This is a genomic window from Mycobacterium bohemicum DSM 44277, assembly GCF_001053185.1.
Lineage (GTDB): Bacteria > Actinomycetota > Actinomycetes > Mycobacteriales > Mycobacteriaceae > Mycobacterium > Mycobacterium bohemicum.
Map to the genome: position 1 here is coordinate 76,613 of NZ_CSTD01000003.1, position 15,528 is coordinate 92,140.

The window sequence follows — 15,528 nt, forward strand, 5'->3', positions numbered from 1 at the left end:
CTTGCGATCGCCGCTAGCCGAACGTGAACGAGAACACCTGCAAACCCGGAGTCACCTGCAGGTCGAGTTGATCGCTGCCCGCGGCGGGGTCGGCGACGATCTGGTGCAGGGTGGGCGGACCGCCGATCGGCAGCGTGGTGGTCCGCCCACCGCGGGTCACCGTGACGGTCCCGGTGCCGCCGACGAGGACGTAGACGTCCTTGGCCGTGTAGTTGAGCCGGAGGCCGGCGTCGGCGCCGTCGGCGGTGGCCCCCTGGTCGTCCAGCGTCCAGTGGCCGCGCAACGCGAATCTGTCCCCGGCCAGGGTAGGCGGGTAGCTGAAGGTGGTTGCGCCCGAACGGTATTCGCCGCCACCACCGTAGTAGCTGGCCTTGCCGGCGCCCAGGTACATCTCGGGGCTGAGCCGGGTGTGTGGCGTGGTGTCGGGCGACTGCGCCGCTGCGGGCAGCCGGGCATCGGGCGCCCGCGCGGCCAGCAATTGGCGGATCAGCCCCTCGGTGCCGTCGTAGTCGCCCTCGCCGAACTTGGTGTGCCGGACCGTCCCGTTGGCGTCGATGAGGTATTCGGCCGGCCAGTAAAGGTTTTGGTAGCTGTTCCACGTCGCGTAGTCGTTGTCGAGCGCGATCGGATACGTGATGTGCAGCGCGGCGGCACCGCTGGCGACGTTGCCCGGGACGCGCTCGAACGCGTATTCCGGGGTATGCACGCCGATCACGACGAAGCCGTGATCGCGGTAACGGTTGTACCACTCGACGACGTGCGGGATCGCACGCTGGCAGTTGATGCACGAATACGCCCAGAAGTCGATCAGCACCACCTTGCCCCGCAGGGATGCCAGGTCGATCGGCGCGCCGCCAGGGGTGTTGAGCCACTGGGTAATTCCGGTGATGGCGGGGGCGGGGCCGCACTGCTGTAGCTGGTCGGCGCCGTCGGTGCAGTCGGCCAGCTGACCCTTGGGCCCGGGGCTGAGCTGCTGACGGAGCTTGTTGGCGCCGATCCGCGCCTGCATGGCGCTGGTGTAGTCGGGAACCGCGCGCTGCAGCACCGCCGGCAGGTTGAACACCAGCGCCACGGCCAGCACGATCATCGCCACCCCGCCGGCGATTTGGATCGCGCGTTGCCGGCGGCGGAACGCCGCGACGCGCTCGGTGATGCGCCGCCCGGCCAGCGCGAAGGCCAGCAGGGGGATGGCGGTGCCGACCGCGAACGTCGCGGTCAGGACGAGGATCGGCACACCGATCGACGCGGTCCCGCCCGCGACCACGATGGCGGCCAATACGGGTCCCGCGCACGGCACGTACAGCGCGCCCAGGGTCAGGCCGAGACCGAAACCGCTTCTGCCGGAATCGGTCTCACGCATCGGGATGCGGGCGAAGGGTCGTTCGATCAGGTGCTGCAGCGGCGGGAAGATCAACCCCAGCCCGATCAGCGTGAGCACCACCAGCGCCGCCCACCGGATCGCGTCCTGCGGCAGGTGCAGCGCCGACAGCAGGGCGGAGCCGCCCAGCGTCACCAGGCTGAAGCTGCACACCAGGCCGGCGATCACCAGGTAGGGGCGGGCGGCGGAAGTGGTGTCCCGGTCGCTGCCCAGACCGGAGACGAAGATGACCGGGAGCACCGGCAGGATGCACGGCGAGATCCCGGTGATCAGGCCCCCGAGGAAGCCGATCAGGGCGATGGTCTGCATCCGGGCTAGTCGCTGTAGACGAGCGAACGGTCTGCCGGCGCAGGTTCGACCGTCGGAGCCGGAACCCGCGGCGGCCGCGACCGCACCCGCAGCGGCCACCAGAACCAGCGCCCCAGCAGCGCGGCGATGGCCGGGGTCATGAACGCGCGCACGATCAGCGTGTCGAACATCAGGCCCAGCCCGATCGTGGTGCCCACCTGCCCGACCATCCGCACATCGCTGACGACCATGGCGGCCATGGTGAAAGCGAAGATAAGCCCCGCGTTGGTGACGACCTTGCCGGTGCCGCCCATCGACCGGATGATGCCGGTGTTGAGGCCGGCATGGATTTCCTGCTTGAACCGCGAGACCAGCAGCAGGTTGTAGTCCGAGCCCACGGCCAGCAGCACGATGACCGACATCGCCAGCACCAGCCAGTGCAGCGGGATGCCCAGGATGTGTTGCCAGAACAGCACCGACAGCCCGAACGAGGCACCCAGGGACAGCGCCACCGTGCCCACGATGACTGCTGCGGCCCCGAAGGCCCGGGTGATGATCAGCATGATGATGAAGATCAGGCACAGCGAGGAGATGCCCGCGATCACCAGGTCCCACTTGGCGCCGTCGGAGATGTCCTTGAACACCGCTCCCGTGCCGGCCAGGTAGATCTTCGCGTCCTCTAGTGGCGTGCCCTTGAGCGCTTCCTCGGCGGCCGTCTGGAGCTTGTCGATGCTGGCGATCCCGGCCGCCGACGCCGGATCCCCGCGGTGCAAGATGATGAACCGCGCCGCGTGCCCGTCGGCGGACAGGAAGCTTTTCATGGCGCGCTTGAAGTCGGCGTTTTTGAACACCTGGGGCGGCAGGTAGAACGAGTCGTCGTTCTTGGCGGCGTCAAACGCGTGCCCCATGGCCATCGCGTCGTCGCTCATCTCGTCCATCTGGTCGAAGATCCCCGACATGGTGCTGTGCATGCTCAGGATCATCGTGCGCATGTTGACCATGGTGTCGATCATGATCGGGAACTGCGCGACCATCTGCGGCATCAGCCGGTCGAGCTCCTTGATGTCACCGACCAGGGTGTCCAGCTTGTCGTCGATCTGGTCGACGCCGTCGAGCGCGTCGAAGATCGAGCGCAGCGACCAGCACATCGGGATGTCGAAACAGTGTTTCTCCCAATAGAAGTAGCTGCGGATCGGCCGGAAGAAGTCATCGAAGTTGGCGATCTGGTCACGCAGCTGGTTGGTGATCTGCTGCATCTCTTCGGTGTCGCCGACCATCTTGTGGGTGACCCCGACCAGCCGGTTCATCAGGTCATACATCCGCTGCATCGTCGCGATGGTCGTGGTCATCTCATCGGCCTGTTTGAGCAGGTTGTTCATCTGGTTGCGCTGGTATTTCATCGCCTGCATCTGGCCCGCGTTCTGGATGCTCATCTGGAACGGGATCGAGGTGTGGTCCATCGGCGTGCCGTCGGGCCGGGTGATCGCCTGCACCCGCGAGATCCCCGGCACCCGGAACAGCCCCTTGGCCAGCTTGTCGAGCACCAGGAAGTCCGTCGGGTTGCGCATGTCGTGATCGGACTCGATCATCAAGATCTCCGGCTTCATCCGGGCCTGGGAGAAGTGCCGGTCCGCCGCGGCGAACCCCTCGTTGGCGGGGATGAACGCCGGCAGGTACTGCCGGTCGTTGTAGTTGGCCTTGTAGCCGGGCAGGGTCAGCAGACCCACGAGGGCCACGGCCAGCGTGACGGCCAGGATCGGCAGCGGCCAGCGGACCACGGCGGTGCCGACGCGGCGCCAGCCGCGCACCTTCAGCATGCGCTTGGGATCGAACAGCCCGAACCGGCTGCCCACGGTCAGCACCGCGGGCCCCAGCGTCAGCGCGACCGCCACCGCGGCCAGCATCCCCACCGCACACGGGACGCCGAGGGTCTGGAAGTACGTCATCCGAGCGAAGCTCAGGCAGAAGGTGGCCCCGGCGATCGTCAGGCCCGAGCCCAGGATGACGTGCGCCGTCCCCCGGTACATGGTGTAGAAGGCCGTTTCCCTGTCCTCGCCGGCCTGACGGGCCTCCTGGTAACGGCCGATGATGAATATCCCGTAATCGGTGCCCGCCGCGATCGCCAGGGACGTGAGCAGGCTGACCGCGAAGGTGGTCAGCCCGATCAGCCCCGTGTGGCCGAGCACCGCGACGGCGCCGCGAGCGGCAGTCACCTCGAAACCGACCGTGATCAGCAGCACGACGACGGTGCGGATCGATCGGTAGACGAAGAGCAGCATCACCAGGATGACCACGACCGTGGTGCCGGTGATCTTGACCATGGACTTGTCACCGCTGCGGTGCAGGTCGGCCTGGAGTGCCGAGGCCCCGGTGACATACGCCTTGACCCCCGGCGGCGCCGGCGTGCCGTCCACGATCTTGCGGACGGCCTGCACCGACTCCGTTGCCAGCGGCTCGCCCTGGTTGCCCGCAAGGTTCACCTGGACCGTCACGGCCTTGCCGTCGTTGCTCTGCGCGCCGGCCGCCGTGAGCGGATCACCCCAGAAGTCCTGGACGCTCAGGACGTGCTTTTTGTCCGCGCGCAACTGCCGGATCATGCTGTCGTAGTAGCGGTGCGCATCGTCGCCGAGCCGCTGGTTGCCCTCCAGCACGATCATCGCTGAACTGTCGGTGTTGCCCTCGTCGAAGGCTTGGCCGATGCGCTTCATCGCGATGTAGGACGGCGCGTCGGCCGGGCTCAGCGACACCGAGTGTGCCTGCCCAACGTCTTCCAGCGAGGGGACGAACACGCTCAGGAGGGCGGCGACGGCGAGCCAGAAGAAGATGATGGGCCATGCCCATTTGTGGATCAGGCGCGCGATGAGTGGCCGCTCGGGGTGTGCGGGGGCATCGGTGACAAGCTGCCCGCTCATGCGGATTTCACCACGCAGAAGGTGAACGCGTCGACCCCGTTGGAGATCCGCTCGGCCTTGACCACGTCGTCCACCGTGATCCGGCACCCGATGCTGTCGCCGTTGCCCTGTGCGAGAAGGTTTCCCATCATCGCCGCCTTGTCGGTCGTGACACGCAGCGACCAGGGCAACTGCGCCCCGTCCACCCGCTTCGGGTCGGCGTTGACGTCGAAATAGCTGATGTCGGCGACGGTCCCGGGTGGCCCGAACACCTCATAGGTGATCCGCTTGGGGTTGAACGGCTTGGGGTTCTGCAGGTTGCTGTCGGCATACGATTCGCGCTTGCCGGAGCCGAAGTAGCCGTGCACCCGGTCCACGATGAACCCCCCGACGGCCACCACCGCCAGGATCATCAGCGGAATCCAGTACCGCGACAGAAACTTGAAAATCTCCCAGCCCTTCCACCGTCGGCGTTTCGGCCGGCGGACAGTCCACCTCGACGCGGCACTATCCGAATAAGGATAACGAAGCCTAACCTAAGTCGGTCATGGCCGACTGCGGCCCCGTCCTAGCGTTGGCTCCTTCCCCTCGAAGGGAAAAGTGTAACGCATATCACGTGCGTAACGGCGCTTTCGGTAGGCGGATTACCGACCGGTTCCGGGCGGACGGACAGCACTATTGACCGACGGCGGCTGCGAGGTCAATCCCCGAGTTCAGGGGTGGTTGACGCAGAACGCCACGCAGATCGCCGAGACGGGAATGGGCACCCACTGCAGCTGCCCACCCGCGTTGCGCTGGCAGTAGATCGGGCCGGGGTCCCCCCACAGCTTCGCGCCCTCTTGTGAACACGGCGCCCCGAGATCGCCATCGGCGTGTGCCGGGCCGGCGCCCAGAACGACCGCGACCGGTGCGGCCAGCGTCAGCATCGCCGCCGCGACGAATCTCCGTGCGCCCATGACCCCCACCCGAAAAGTCCTATGCCCAGTTCCAGACCGACATGTCGCCGGCCGGGTATTGGTTGCACACGTCGGTGGCCTTGGCGACGACGCCCTTGTTGTTGAAGAAGATCTTCATGTGATTGACCCAGGCGAAGGTCAACGGGTCGCCGTTGTAGAAGTTCTCGGAGTAGTCCCGGCGCTCGGCCGGTGACAGCGAGAAGAACCAGTGCGCCTTGTTGATCACGGCCGGCTGAAGGTTCGCGTGGTTGTTGAAGTCGATCATGTACCGCTGGTAGTACACGGGGCTGGTATCCCGCACCGCCGCCATGTACTGCTCGGCGTCGCAGGTGGTCGCAATCATCCTGCGCGGGATCGGGAAGTCTTCCGTGGAATCCGCCGCGGCGGTCTTGGGAAAGCCCGCGGCGGCGACGCCGAGGGCGAGGAGGACGGCGCCTGCACGCAGGCTGCTACTCAGCCGAGACATAGTCGTTACCGTAACACTTTCTGGGGCCGCGGGTAGAGCCTTGAGTCAACTTCGTAGTCTAGCTCACTATCCATCCTGATCAGGCCGGATGACGTGGGTGGGGTCGGGCCGTAGCTCCGGTGGGGCCTGGCTGTAGTCGCCGAACGGACCGTCGCGGCGCTCGACGGCCGCGCGCACGCCCTCGGTCTCGGCGATCCGGATGAATTCCAGCGCGTCGGGGGTGTTGCGCATCAGCCCGTCCAGGATCCCGCCGAGCATCTGCGTGGAGGCCAGGCCCATGTTCTCGTAGGCCTGGTTCACGATCAGCTTCTGGGCGCGCAACTGCGACAACGGGATTCGGGCCAGCTCGGCGGCAACCTCGGCGACGCGGGCCTCGAGGCGCTCGAACGGCACCGCCTCGTTGATCAGCTCGACCTCGGCCGCCTGCACCCCGGTCAGTGGCCGGCCGGTCAGCGAGTGCCACTTGACCTTGGCCAGGCTCAGCCGATAGAGCCACATGCCGGTCAGGTAGGCGCCCCACATCCTGCTGTAGGGCGTGCCGATCACCGCGTCCTCGCTCGCGATCACCAGGTCCGCGCACAGCGCGTAGTCGCTGGCGCCCCCGACGCACCAGCCGTGCACCTGGGCGATCACCGGCTTGGACGCCCGCCAGATCGCCATGAACTTCTGCGTGGGTCCGGTCTCGCGCGCGGTGACCATCGCGAAGTCCTTGCCGGGATCCCAGCGGCCGTCGGACATCATGCCCTCGCTCCAGTGCTGAAAGCCGCCGCCGAAGTCGTAGCCGCCGGAGAACGCCCGCCCGGCGCCGCGCAGCACGATGACCTTGACGGCCGGGTCGCGCTCGGCCAGGCCCACGGCGGCCTCGATCTCATCGGGCATCGGCGGGACGATCGTGTTCAGCTGCTCGGGCCGGTTGAGGGTGATGGTGGCCACCGGGCCGGCCGCCGCGTACAGCAGGGTCTCGAACTTCTGAGTGGGCATACCCCAACTTAAGGATCGGGGCCCCGACTCAGGGATCGGGCAGGCGATTCTCCGGGGATGCCGCGTAGATGCGCCCCCCGATCTTGAGGTAGGGCGTGGTGAGGTACGCGGACAGCACGATGATGCCGGTGAAGATCAGCGCCGAAACCACGCCATTGGGCCAGATCTTGCCCACGCCGATGATGAAGCAGACGATGCCGATGGCCGAGGTGGCCCAGTAGTAGCGCCGGCCCGCGCGCCGGTCCTTGATGTAGCGGAAGCGCGCCTGGGTGGCTCCGGCCGCGATGAGGATCAACCCGGTGGCCAACATGGTGACCTCAATGCGCTCGATCGCCGACACGCCAAGGATCCTAGGCGTGACCGGGGTTCGGCGCGTCGGGGTCCACCACCTGCACCACCCCCGCGGTGACGCCGGCGACGAACAATCGCCCGGTGCGGGGGTCCACGCCCACGGTGTAGGGGTCCTGCACGGTGGGGATGCGGCGGATTTCCCGCGGCGCCGGCTGGCTCATGTCGTAGCCGACCAGCTCGTTGCCGCCGGAGGAGGCCACCCACAGCTGGTCGCGCGCGGGATCGTAGGCGATGCCGTAGGGCCCGCCGGGTTGCGCGACGGTCGCGACCTGTTTCGGCGTGGGCAGCGGGTCGAACACCCGGATGGTGTCGCCGCGGGTGTCGGCGGCGATCAGGCGGCCGTGCTTGTCGGCGACCAGGTGGGTGGGGCCGGCCCCGGCCGGTGCGGAACCGGGGACGGCCAGGTTGGTCGCGTCGTAGACCGTCAGCGTGTTCGCCCGCGCGTCCAGCATGCCGACGGCGTTTCCGGCGGCCGCGAGGCCGGCGGGTTGCACGCTGCCGGTGAACACCTTGACGATCGCGCCGTCGCGCAGGGCGCTCACCGTGCCGCCGTGTTCGTTGCCGACGAAGATAGTGCCGTTGGCGGCCGCCGCCGCGTCGTGGGGCGAGGTGCCGGTGACGATGGGTGGCCCCGCGGGCCCGCGCGGGAGTTGCACCGTCACAAGGGCATTCGCGCTTTCGACGGGCACCAGCACCGGGCCGCCCGGCGCCGCCAGTTCGAGGTGGCGGGCGGAGCCGGGCAGCGGGATCCGCGCGGTGACGGCGAGCGAGTCGGCGTCGAGCAGCACCAGTTGGTCGGGGTCGCGGGTGGCGACCGCGACGACGCGGGTCACGGCGTCGACGGCGACACCTTCCGGGCCCTGGCCGACCGGGACGATGCGCCCGGGCGGCCGTCGGCGGGCGGCCCGCCGTGGTGGGCGCATCCCAGCAACACCGCGCCGACGAGTGCGACCGCCGCGCGGCGGTTCATGCCGGGCTGGTCAGCATTCGCCACAGGAACGAGTACGTCAGTGCCGACTTGAACGCGACTTGTTCGTTGTCGGCGGCGCCGGCGTGGCCACCCTCGATGTTCTCGTAGTAGAACACCCGGTGGCCGGCGGCCTCCAGCGCCGCCGCCATCTTGCGAGCGTGGCCGGGATGCACCCGGTCGTCACGGGTGGAGGTGGTGAACAGCACCGGCGGGTAGCGGCGCGACGCCGAAATATTGTGGTAGGGCGAGTATTCGGATATGAACGCCCAGTCGTCGGGATTGTCCGGATCGCCGTACTCGGCCATCCACGAGGCGCCGGCCAGCAGCAGGTGGTAGCGCTTCATGTCCAGCAGCGGAACGCTGCACACCAGCGCTCCGAACTTCTCCGGGTACTGGGTCAGCATGATGCCCATCAGCAGACCGCCGTTGCTGCCGCCCTGCGCGCCGAGCTGCGCGACGTCTGTAATGCCGCGTTCCACCAGATCGGTTGCGACGGCGGCGAAGTCCTCGGCCACCTTGTGCCGGCCCGCGCGCATCGCCTGGGTGTGCCAGCCGGGCCCGTACTCGCCGCCGCCACGGATGTTGGCCAGCGCGTAGGTGCCCCCGCGGGCCAGCCACAGCCGGCCCAGCACGCCGCCGTAGGCCGGAGTGTTCGCCGTCTCGAACCCGCCGTAGCCGTACAGCATGGTGGGGCCCGGGCCGGTCGCGTCCGCCGGCCGCACCAGGAAGTAGGGGACGGCGGTGCCGTCGTCGGAGGTGGCGAAATGCTGTGCCACGGTGATGTTTTCGGCATCGAAGAATGCGGGCGCGGACTTGACCGGCTCAAGGGGGCCGTCACCGGTGCCGCGCATCAGCCGGGACGGTGTGAGGAAGCTACTGGAGTCCAGGAAGAACTCGTCGCCCGTTTCGTCGGCGGTGATGATGAGGGTGTTGGTTGCGGCCGGGATGCCCGGCACGGGCCGGCGCTCCCAGTCGCCCCGTGACGATCGCAAGCGCGGCGAAGCCGGGCGCAGCGGGTCGTCACGCGACGGCGGGGTGACGATCTCCACCCGGCTGGCCACGTCGGCGAGCGTGACCATCAGCAGCCGGTCGCGGGTCCAGGCGTAGTGGTTCAGCGCCGTGTGCTCGTCGGGCTCGAAGACTACCGCCAATTGTGCCGTGCCGGCGAGGAATTCGTCGTAGTTCGCGGCCAGCAGCGAGCCGGCGGTATAGGTGGCGGAGCCCAGGTGCCAGTCGGTGCGCAACTCGATCAGCAGCCATTCGCGGTGTATCGACAGGCTGGCGTCGGTGGGTGCGTCGATCCGGATCAGTTCCTGGTTTTCCGGGGAACCGCGCAGCTCGTACACCTCGTCGTTCCAGAAGTCGAGCGCCCGTCCCAGGATGGTGCGCTCGAAGCCGGGTGTTCGGTCCACCGACACCGACACGCGAACGTCGGAACGTGCGCCCTCGAACACGGTTTCGGCCTCGGCCAGCGGGGTGCCCCGGCGCCACCGCTTGATGACGCGGGGGTATCCGGATTCGGTGAGCGACTCGGCGCCGAAGTCGGTGCCCACCAGGACGGTGTCGGGGTCGGCCCAGGTGATCTGCGACTTGGCCTCGGCCAGCTCGAACCCGTCGGCAACGAATTCCCTGGTCTGCATGTCGAATTCGCGCGCGATGGCGGCGTCCGAGCCGCCGCGGGACAGGCCGACCAGCGCCCGCGTGTACTCGGGGTAGATGACGCCGGCGCCGGCCCAGACCCACTTCTCGTCGTCGGCGCGGCCCAACTCGTCGACGTCGATCAGCACGTCCCACTCGGGGGAGTCGGTGCGATAGCTGTCCAGGGTGGTGCGCCGCCACAGGCCGCGCGGGTTCGCCGCGTCGCGCCAGAAGTTGTACAGGTACTCGCCCCGACGGACGACATACGGGATGCGGGCGTCGGTGTCGAGTACCTCGAGCGCCTCGGCGCGCATCCGCTCGAATTCCGCCCCGCCGAATTCCGCCAGCGTCGGTTCGTTGTGCGCCCGCACCCACGCCAGGGCTTCGTCACCGGCGATGTCCTCGAGCAATAGGTAGGGGTCGTCGCTCATGACGCCATTCTGACGGCCGGGCCGGGGGCCGCCACCTCGCCCTGGTGACAACCCCGGAGCCGATGCAGGTCGGGCGGGGCGGCCGCGGCGTAGTGTGAGCCTTGTCACGCGAAAGAGCAAGGAGCCGAGCAGATGACTGTTTTCGCACGTCCCGGCGCCGACGGTGCACTGATGTCGTACGAGTCGCGGTACGGGAACTTCATCGGTGGCGAATGGGTCGCGCCGGCGAGCGGCCGCTACTTCGAGAACCCGACGCCGGTCACCGGCCAGCCGTTCTGCGAGATCCCGCGGTCCGACGAGGCCGACATCGACAAGGCGCTCGACGCCGCCCACGCCGCCGCGCCCGCGTGGGGCAAGATGGCCCCGGCCCAGCGGGCGGCGATCCTGAACAAGGTCGCCGACCGGATCGAGGAGAACAAGGCGCCCCTGGCCGTGGCCGAGGTCTGGGACAACGGCAAACCGGTCCGCGAGGCGCTGGCCGCCGACATCCCCCTGGCCGCCGACCACTTCCGCTACTTCGCCGCGGCGCTGCGCGCGCAGGAGGGCTCGCTGTCACAGATCGACGACAACACCGTCGCCTACCACTTCCACGAGCCGCTGGGCGTGGTGGGGCAGATCATCCCGTGGAACTTCCCGATCCTGATGGCCGCCTGGAAGCTGGCGCCGGCGCTGGCGGCCGGCAACGCGGTGGTGCTCAAGCCCGCCGAGCAGACCCCGGCGTCGGTGCTCTACCTGATGTCGCTGATCGGCGACCTGCTGCCGCCCGGCGTGGTCAATGTCGTCAACGGGTTCGGCGCCGAGGCCGGCAAGCCGCTGGCCTCGAGCAACCGGATCGCCAAGGTCGCGTTCACCGGGGAGACCACGACCGGGCGCCTGATCATGCAGTACGCCTCGCAGAACCTGATCCCGGTCACCCTCGAACTCGGCGGCAAGAGCCCCAACATCTTCTTCAACGACGTGCTGGCCGCCCACGACGACTTCCAGGACAAGGCGCTGGAGGGGTTCACCCTGTTCGCCCTCAACCAGGGCGAGGTGTGCACCTGCCCGTCGCGCAGCCTGGTGCAGGCCGAAATCCACGACGAATTCCTCGAGCTGGCCGCGATCAGGACGAAGGCGGTCCGGCAGGGCGACCCGCTGGACAGCGAGACGATGCTGGGGTCGCAGGCCTCCAACGACCAGCTGGAAAAGATCCTGTCCTACATCGCGATCGGCAAGGAGGAGGGCGCCAAGCTGATCACCGGCGGCGAGCGCGCCGAGCTCGGCGGCGACCTGTCCGGCGGCTACTACATGCAGCCGACGATCTTCTCCGGCCACAACAAGATGCGGATCTTCCAAGAGGAGATCTTCGGCCCGGTGGTGGCGGTCACGTCGTTTCGCGACTACGACGACGCGATCTCGATGGCCAACGACACCCTCTACGGCCTGGGCGCAGGGGTGTGGAGCCGCGACGGCAACACCGCCTACCGGGCCGGCCGTGACATCCAGGCGGGCCGGGTGTGGGTGAACTGCTACCACGTCTACCCACCGCACGCGGCGTTCGGCGGCTACAAGCTGTCCGGCTTCGGTCGCGAATGCCACAAAATGGCGCTCGAGCACTATCAGCAGACCAAGAACATGCTGGTGTCGTACTCGGACAAGGCGCTCGGCCTCTTCTGATGGTGTCCGGTGCCGTCATCACCGTCGCAGCCGCCGAGTTGCTCGTGCGGCTGCAGGAGCGGCACGGCCCGGTGATGTTCCATCAGTCCGGCGGCTGCTGCGACGGGTCGTCGCCGATGTGCTACCCGCGCGGCGACTTCATCGTGGGCGACCGCGACGTGCTGCTGGGCGTCTTGGACGTGGGCCCCGAGGGCGTGCCGGTGTGGATCTCGGGTCCGCAATACCAGGTGTGGAAACACACCCAGCTGGTCATCGACGTGGTGCCCGGCCGCGGCGGCGGGTTCAGCCTGGAGGCCCCGGAGGGGATGCGTTTCCTCAGCCGGGGAAGGGTTTTCAGCGACGAGGAGCAGGCCCGGCTGTGCGCCGAACCGGTCATCACCGGCGCCGGCTACGAGCGCGGCGAGCGCCCGGCGGAGCGCGGTCGGGTGGTGTCAGACGCGGGAACCCGGCCGGGAATGTGCAGCCTCGACCCGCGGTAGCGGCAGTACAGTCGTCACCGTGATCCCCCTTCCGCGACCGTGGATTCTCGCCGGGGCGATGCTGATCGGCGCCGCGGTCGGGCTGCTGGCGGGGGTGGGTTGCACCGCGGTGCACGTCAGGGTTCGCCCGGAGCTGGCCATCGCGCTGGTGGCGGGGATTCCGACCGTCACCGGGTTGGTCGCCATCCTGTTCTCCGGGCGGCGCTGGGTGACGATGGTGGGCGCGTTCGTCCTGGCGTTGGCGCCCGGCTGGTTCGGCGTGCTCATCGCCGCGCGGGTGGCCTCCGGTGGCTGACGACCGCGACCCCGAGTCCAACCCCGGGACCGCGCCGTTCGTCCCGGATTTCTCCGACGACGAGGACACCGGGACCCAGTCGTGGGTGCCCGACTTCTCGGATTCCGACGACTCCGGCCCGCTGCCCGCCATCGAGGAGCCGACGCCCGCCGCCGAGGAGGAGGCCGCCGAGGGACACGCGGCGACCGAGTCGGCCGGCGTGCCCGTGCCGGTCGCCGTCCCGGGCCGCTATGTCTTCGTGAAGTGGTGGAAGCTGCTGCTGGTGATCCTCGGCGTGTGGTTCGTGGCGACCGAGATCGGGCTGGGCCTGCTCTATTGGTGGTATCACTCCGCCGACGCGCGGGCGCCGCTGTTCGTGGTCCTCGCCTACGTCGTCGCCTGCGTCGTCGCCGCCATCATGCTGGCGATGGCGCAGGGTAGGCCGCTCGTGTCGGCGCTGTCGATCGCGGTGATGTCGGCGCCGTTCGCCTCCGTCGCCGCCGCGGCGCCGCTCTACGGCTACTACCACTGCGCCCGGGTGGGCCACTGCCTGCTAGGGGTCATTCCGTATTGACGCCTGCCATTAGGGTAGGGGCCGTGACTCATTACGACGTCGTCGTCCTCGGGGCCGGTCCCGGCGGATACGTCGCGGCCATCCGCGCCGCCCAGCTGGGACTGAACACCGCCATCGTCGAACCGAAGTACTGGGGTGGGGTCTGCCTCAACGTCGGCTGCATCCCGTCGAAGGCGTTGCTGCGCAACGCCGAGCTCGTCCACACCTTCACCAAGGACGCCAAGACCTTCGGCATCAGCGGGGAGGCGACGTTCGATTACGGCGCCGCCTTCGATCGCAGCCGCAAAGTCGCCGACGGCCGCGTCGCCGGCGTGCATTTCCTGATGAAGAAGAACAAGATCACCGAGGTCCACGGCTACGGCCGGTTCACCGACGCCCACACGTTGTCGGTCGAGCTCAACGACGGTGGCACCGAAGAGATCACGTTCGACAGCGCGATCATCGCCACCGGCAGCAGCACCCGCCTGGTGCCCGGCACGTCGCTGTCGGCCAACGTCGTGACCTACGAGGAGCAGATCCTGTCCCGGGAGCTGCCCGGGTCGGTCATCATCGCCGGCGCCGGGGCCATCGGCATGGAGTTCGGCTATGTCATGAAGAACTACGGCGTCGACGTGACCATCGTGGAGTTCCTGCCGCGCGCGCTGCCCAACGAGGACGCCGAGGTGTCCAAGGAGATCGAGAAGCAGTTCAAGAAGCTGGGCGTCAAGATCCTGACCGCAACCAAGGTCGAGTCCATCTCCGATGACGGCTCGCAGGTCACCGTGGTGGTCAGCAAGGACGGCAACTCCGAGGAACTCAAGGCCGATAAAGTGTTGCAGGCCATCGGGTTCGCGCCCAACGTCGAGGGCTACGGCCTGGAGAAGGCCGGCGTCGCGCTCACCGACCGCAAGGCGATCGGCATCAACGACTACATGGTCACCTCCGTCCCGCACATCTACGCCATCGGCGACGTCACGGGCAAGCTGATGCTGGCCCATGTCGCCGAGGCCATGGGCGTGGTTGCGGCCGAAACCATCGCGGGCGCAGAGACTTTGGCGCTCGGCGACTACCGCATGCTGCCGCGGGCGACGTTCTGCCAGCCGCAGGTCGCCAGCTTCGGGCTGACCGAGCAGCAGGCCCGCGACGAAGGCTACGACGTCGTGGTGGCCAAGTTCCCGTTCACCGCCAACGGCAAGGCGCACGGCCTGGGCGACCCCACCGGCTTCGTCAAGCTGATCGCCGACGCCAAGCACCTCGAGTTACTGGGCGGCCACCTGATCGGTCCCGACGTGTCGGAGCTGCTGCCCGAGCTGACGCTGGCCCAGAAGTGGGACCTGACGGCCACCGAGCTGGCCCGCAACGTGCACACCCACCCGACGCTGTCCGAGGCGCTGCAGGAGTGCTTCCACGGCCTGACCGGCCACATGATCAATTTCTGAGCATGATTCGCACCGACACGGTCGTGGGGGTCATCGCGGGGGCCGCCGCGGGTTATGTCCTGTGGCTGGCCGCCTTTTCGATCGCCGACGACAACGCCGCCGTGGGGCGCTGGGCCCCGACGGTGCTGCTCGTGTCGGTGGCGCTGGCGCTCGCCGCCGTGCTGTGGGGCTCGGTGCTGCGCAGGCGCAGGAACTATCTGTGGTCGGGCTTCGGGTTCGGCCTGCCGATCCTGCCGCTGGCGCTCACGCTGGCCGTGCTGGCCGACGTCTACCTGTAGCTAACGCGGATTGTCCAGCGGGATGTCCAGTGCCGACATCGTCGCGGCGAGCCCGTCGTATTGCGTTGTCAGCAAGCAGAATTCGATGAGCTCTCGGCGGTCGAGGTGGCCGGCGAGCTCGCGCCAGGTGCCGGTGGTGACGGTGCGGTCCTTGACGAGTTCGTCCGTCGCGCGCAGCAGCGCGACCTGGCGGGCGCTCAGCATCCCCGAGAGCCCGTTCGAGGAGTCGGGCCAGGAGAAGATGGCGGCCTGCTTCTGCGCGTCCAGCCCCTGCCTGCGGGCCATCCGGCGGTGGTGCTGCAGCTCGTATTCGCACGCCCGCAGGTGCCCGACCCGCAGGATCACCAGCTCGCTGTCGGTCGCGGGCAGCCGGCCGCGCAGCAGCCGGCCGCTGTAGACGCTCCACGCCAGGAACAACAGCCGGTGCTGACCCAGCGTGGTGAACAGGTGCATCTCGGGCGCGCCGACCGTGCGCGCGGCCATCTTGGCCATCACCCAG

Annotated in this window: 16 protein-coding genes; 6 read left to right on the plus strand and 10 right to left on the minus strand. The window is 68.4% G+C overall.

Annotation, left to right across the window (positions count from 1 at the left end; genetic code table 11):
• Positions 1-13: 13 nt before the first annotated feature.
• From BN971_RS14810 to BN971_RS14850, 9 genes are all read right to left on the minus strand, one after another.
• Positions 14-1,687: a cytochrome c biogenesis protein DipZ gene (locus tag BN971_RS14810; protein WP_085179390.1), complete on the minus strand. Its 1,674-nt coding sequence runs from the start codon at positions 1,685-1,687 to the stop codon at positions 14-16.
• Positions 1,688-1,692: 5 nt separating this feature from the next.
• Entirely contained in the window at positions 1,693-4,578 is a 2,886-nt protein-coding gene (locus BN971_RS14815) for an MMPL/RND family transporter (protein ID WP_085179389.1), read from the minus strand.
• Complete coding sequence (locus tag BN971_RS14820; RefSeq protein WP_085179388.1) at positions 4,575-4,970, minus strand: MmpS family transport accessory protein; 396 nt, start codon at positions 4,968-4,970, stop codon at positions 4,575-4,577. The genes BN971_RS14815 and BN971_RS14820 overlap by 4 nt, the downstream gene beginning before the upstream one ends.
• Positions 4,971-5,270: 300 nt before the next feature.
• Complete coding sequence (locus tag BN971_RS14825; protein ID WP_085179505.1) at positions 5,271-5,513, minus strand: hypothetical protein; 243 nt, start codon at positions 5,511-5,513, stop codon at positions 5,271-5,273.
• A gap of 19 nt (positions 5,514-5,532) precedes the next feature.
• Entirely contained in the window at positions 5,533-5,979 is a 447-nt protein-coding gene (locus BN971_RS14830) for a DUF5078 domain-containing protein (protein ID WP_085179387.1), read from the minus strand.
• A 66-nt stretch (positions 5,980-6,045) separates the two neighbouring features.
• A complete protein-coding gene (locus BN971_RS14835; RefSeq protein ID WP_085179386.1) occupies positions 6,046-6,960 on the minus strand; it encodes a crotonase/enoyl-CoA hydratase family protein in 915 nt (304 codons plus the stop codon).
• A 28-nt stretch (positions 6,961-6,988) separates the two neighbouring features.
• Positions 6,989-7,270, minus strand: a complete 282-nt coding sequence (locus BN971_RS14840; protein ID WP_170322183.1) for a hypothetical protein — start codon at positions 7,268-7,270, stop codon at positions 6,989-6,991.
• Between the two features lie 40 nt (positions 7,271-7,310).
• The gene (locus BN971_RS14845; protein WP_139027112.1) at positions 7,311-8,234 is read right to left on the minus strand and encodes a YncE family protein; all 924 of its coding nucleotides are present in this window, start codon (positions 8,232-8,234) and stop codon (positions 7,311-7,313) included.
• 43 nt (positions 8,235-8,277) lie between these two features.
• Positions 8,278-10,350 (minus strand): prolyl oligopeptidase family serine peptidase, encoded by a 2,073-nt coding sequence (locus BN971_RS14850; RefSeq protein WP_085179383.1) that lies wholly within the window; start codon positions 10,348-10,350, stop codon positions 8,278-8,280.
• Between the two features lie 132 nt (positions 10,351-10,482).
• Between BN971_RS14850 and exaC the strand changes: the two genes are divergently transcribed.
• From exaC to BN971_RS14880, 6 genes are read left to right on the plus strand one after another with little or no spacing between them, the layout of a single operon-like run.
• Positions 10,483-12,006 carry an acetaldehyde dehydrogenase ExaC gene (gene exaC, locus BN971_RS14855; RefSeq protein WP_085179382.1) on the plus strand — a complete coding sequence of 508 codons (1,524 nt, stop codon included), beginning with the start codon at positions 10,483-10,485 and terminating at the stop codon, positions 12,004-12,006.
• Positions 12,006-12,485, plus strand: a complete 480-nt coding sequence (locus BN971_RS14860) for a DUF779 domain-containing protein (RefSeq protein ID WP_085179381.1) — start codon at positions 12,006-12,008, stop codon at positions 12,483-12,485. Before exaC ends, BN971_RS14860 begins: the two co-directional genes overlap by 1 nt.
• Before the next feature lie 19 nt (positions 12,486-12,504).
• Entirely contained in the window at positions 12,505-12,780 is a 276-nt protein-coding gene (locus BN971_RS14865; protein WP_085179380.1) for a putative holin, read from the plus strand.
• Positions 12,773-13,333 (plus strand): hypothetical protein, encoded by a 561-nt coding sequence (locus BN971_RS14870; RefSeq protein ID WP_085179379.1) that lies wholly within the window; start codon positions 12,773-12,775, stop codon positions 13,331-13,333. Before BN971_RS14865 ends, BN971_RS14870 begins: the two co-directional genes overlap by 8 nt.
• A gap of 23 nt (positions 13,334-13,356) precedes the next feature.
• Complete coding sequence (gene lpdA, locus BN971_RS14875) at positions 13,357-14,751, plus strand: dihydrolipoyl dehydrogenase (protein WP_085179378.1); 1,395 nt, start codon at positions 13,357-13,359, stop codon at positions 14,749-14,751.
• A gap of 2 nt (positions 14,752-14,753) precedes the next feature.
• Positions 14,754-15,029, plus strand: coding sequence for a hypothetical protein (locus BN971_RS14880; RefSeq protein WP_085179377.1), 276 nt, complete (start codon positions 14,754-14,756; stop codon positions 15,027-15,029).
• Here BN971_RS14880 and BN971_RS14885 read toward each other — a convergent pair whose 3' ends face one another.
• Positions 15,030-15,521 (minus strand): carboxymuconolactone decarboxylase family protein, encoded by a 492-nt coding sequence (locus BN971_RS14885; protein WP_085179504.1) that lies wholly within the window; start codon positions 15,519-15,521, stop codon positions 15,030-15,032.
• Positions 15,522-15,528 lie beyond the last annotated feature (7 nt).

What these genes read in the sequence shown, in the direction of transcription:
- BN971_RS14885 (WP_085179504.1), bottom strand. Translation starts at nt 15,521, where the DNA reads ATGGCCAAGATGGCCGCGCGCACGGTCGGCGCGCCCGAGATGCACCTG.
- BN971_RS14820 (WP_085179388.1), bottom strand. Translation starts at nt 4,970, where the DNA reads ATGATCCTGGCGGTGGTGGCCGTCGGGGGGTTCATCGTGGACCGGGTG.
- BN971_RS14845 (WP_139027112.1), bottom strand. Translation starts at nt 8,234, where the DNA reads ATGCGCCCACCACGGCGGGCCGCCCGCCGACGGCCGCCCGGGCGCATC.
- BN971_RS14850 (WP_085179383.1), bottom strand. Translation starts at nt 10,350, where the DNA reads ATGAGCGACGACCCCTACCTATTGCTCGAGGACATCGCCGGTGACGAA.
- BN971_RS14810 (WP_085179390.1), bottom strand. Translation starts at nt 1,687, where the DNA reads ATGCAGACCATCGCCCTGATCGGCTTCCTCGGGGGCCTGATCACCGGG.
- BN971_RS14815 (WP_085179389.1), bottom strand. Translation starts at nt 4,578, where the DNA reads ATGAGCGGGCAGCTTGTCACCGATGCCCCCGCACACCCCGAGCGGCCA.
- BN971_RS14825 (WP_085179505.1), bottom strand. Translation starts at nt 5,513, where the DNA reads ATGGGCGCACGGAGATTCGTCGCGGCGGCGATGCTGACGCTGGCCGCA.
- BN971_RS14880 (WP_085179377.1), top strand. Translation starts at nt 14,754, where the DNA reads ATGATTCGCACCGACACGGTCGTGGGGGTCATCGCGGGGGCCGCCGCG.
- BN971_RS14860 (WP_085179381.1), top strand. Translation starts at nt 12,006, where the DNA reads ATGGTGTCCGGTGCCGTCATCACCGTCGCAGCCGCCGAGTTGCTCGTG.
- BN971_RS14835 (WP_085179386.1), bottom strand. Translation starts at nt 6,960, where the DNA reads ATGCCCACTCAGAAGTTCGAGACCCTGCTGTACGCGGCGGCCGGCCCG.
- BN971_RS14840 (WP_170322183.1), bottom strand. Translation starts at nt 7,270, where the DNA reads ATGTTGGCCACCGGGTTGATCCTCATCGCGGCCGGAGCCACCCAGGCG.
- BN971_RS14830 (WP_085179387.1), bottom strand. Translation starts at nt 5,979, where the DNA reads ATGTCTCGGCTGAGTAGCAGCCTGCGTGCAGGCGCCGTCCTCCTCGCC.
- exaC (WP_085179382.1), top strand. Translation starts at nt 10,483, where the DNA reads ATGACTGTTTTCGCACGTCCCGGCGCCGACGGTGCACTGATGTCGTAC.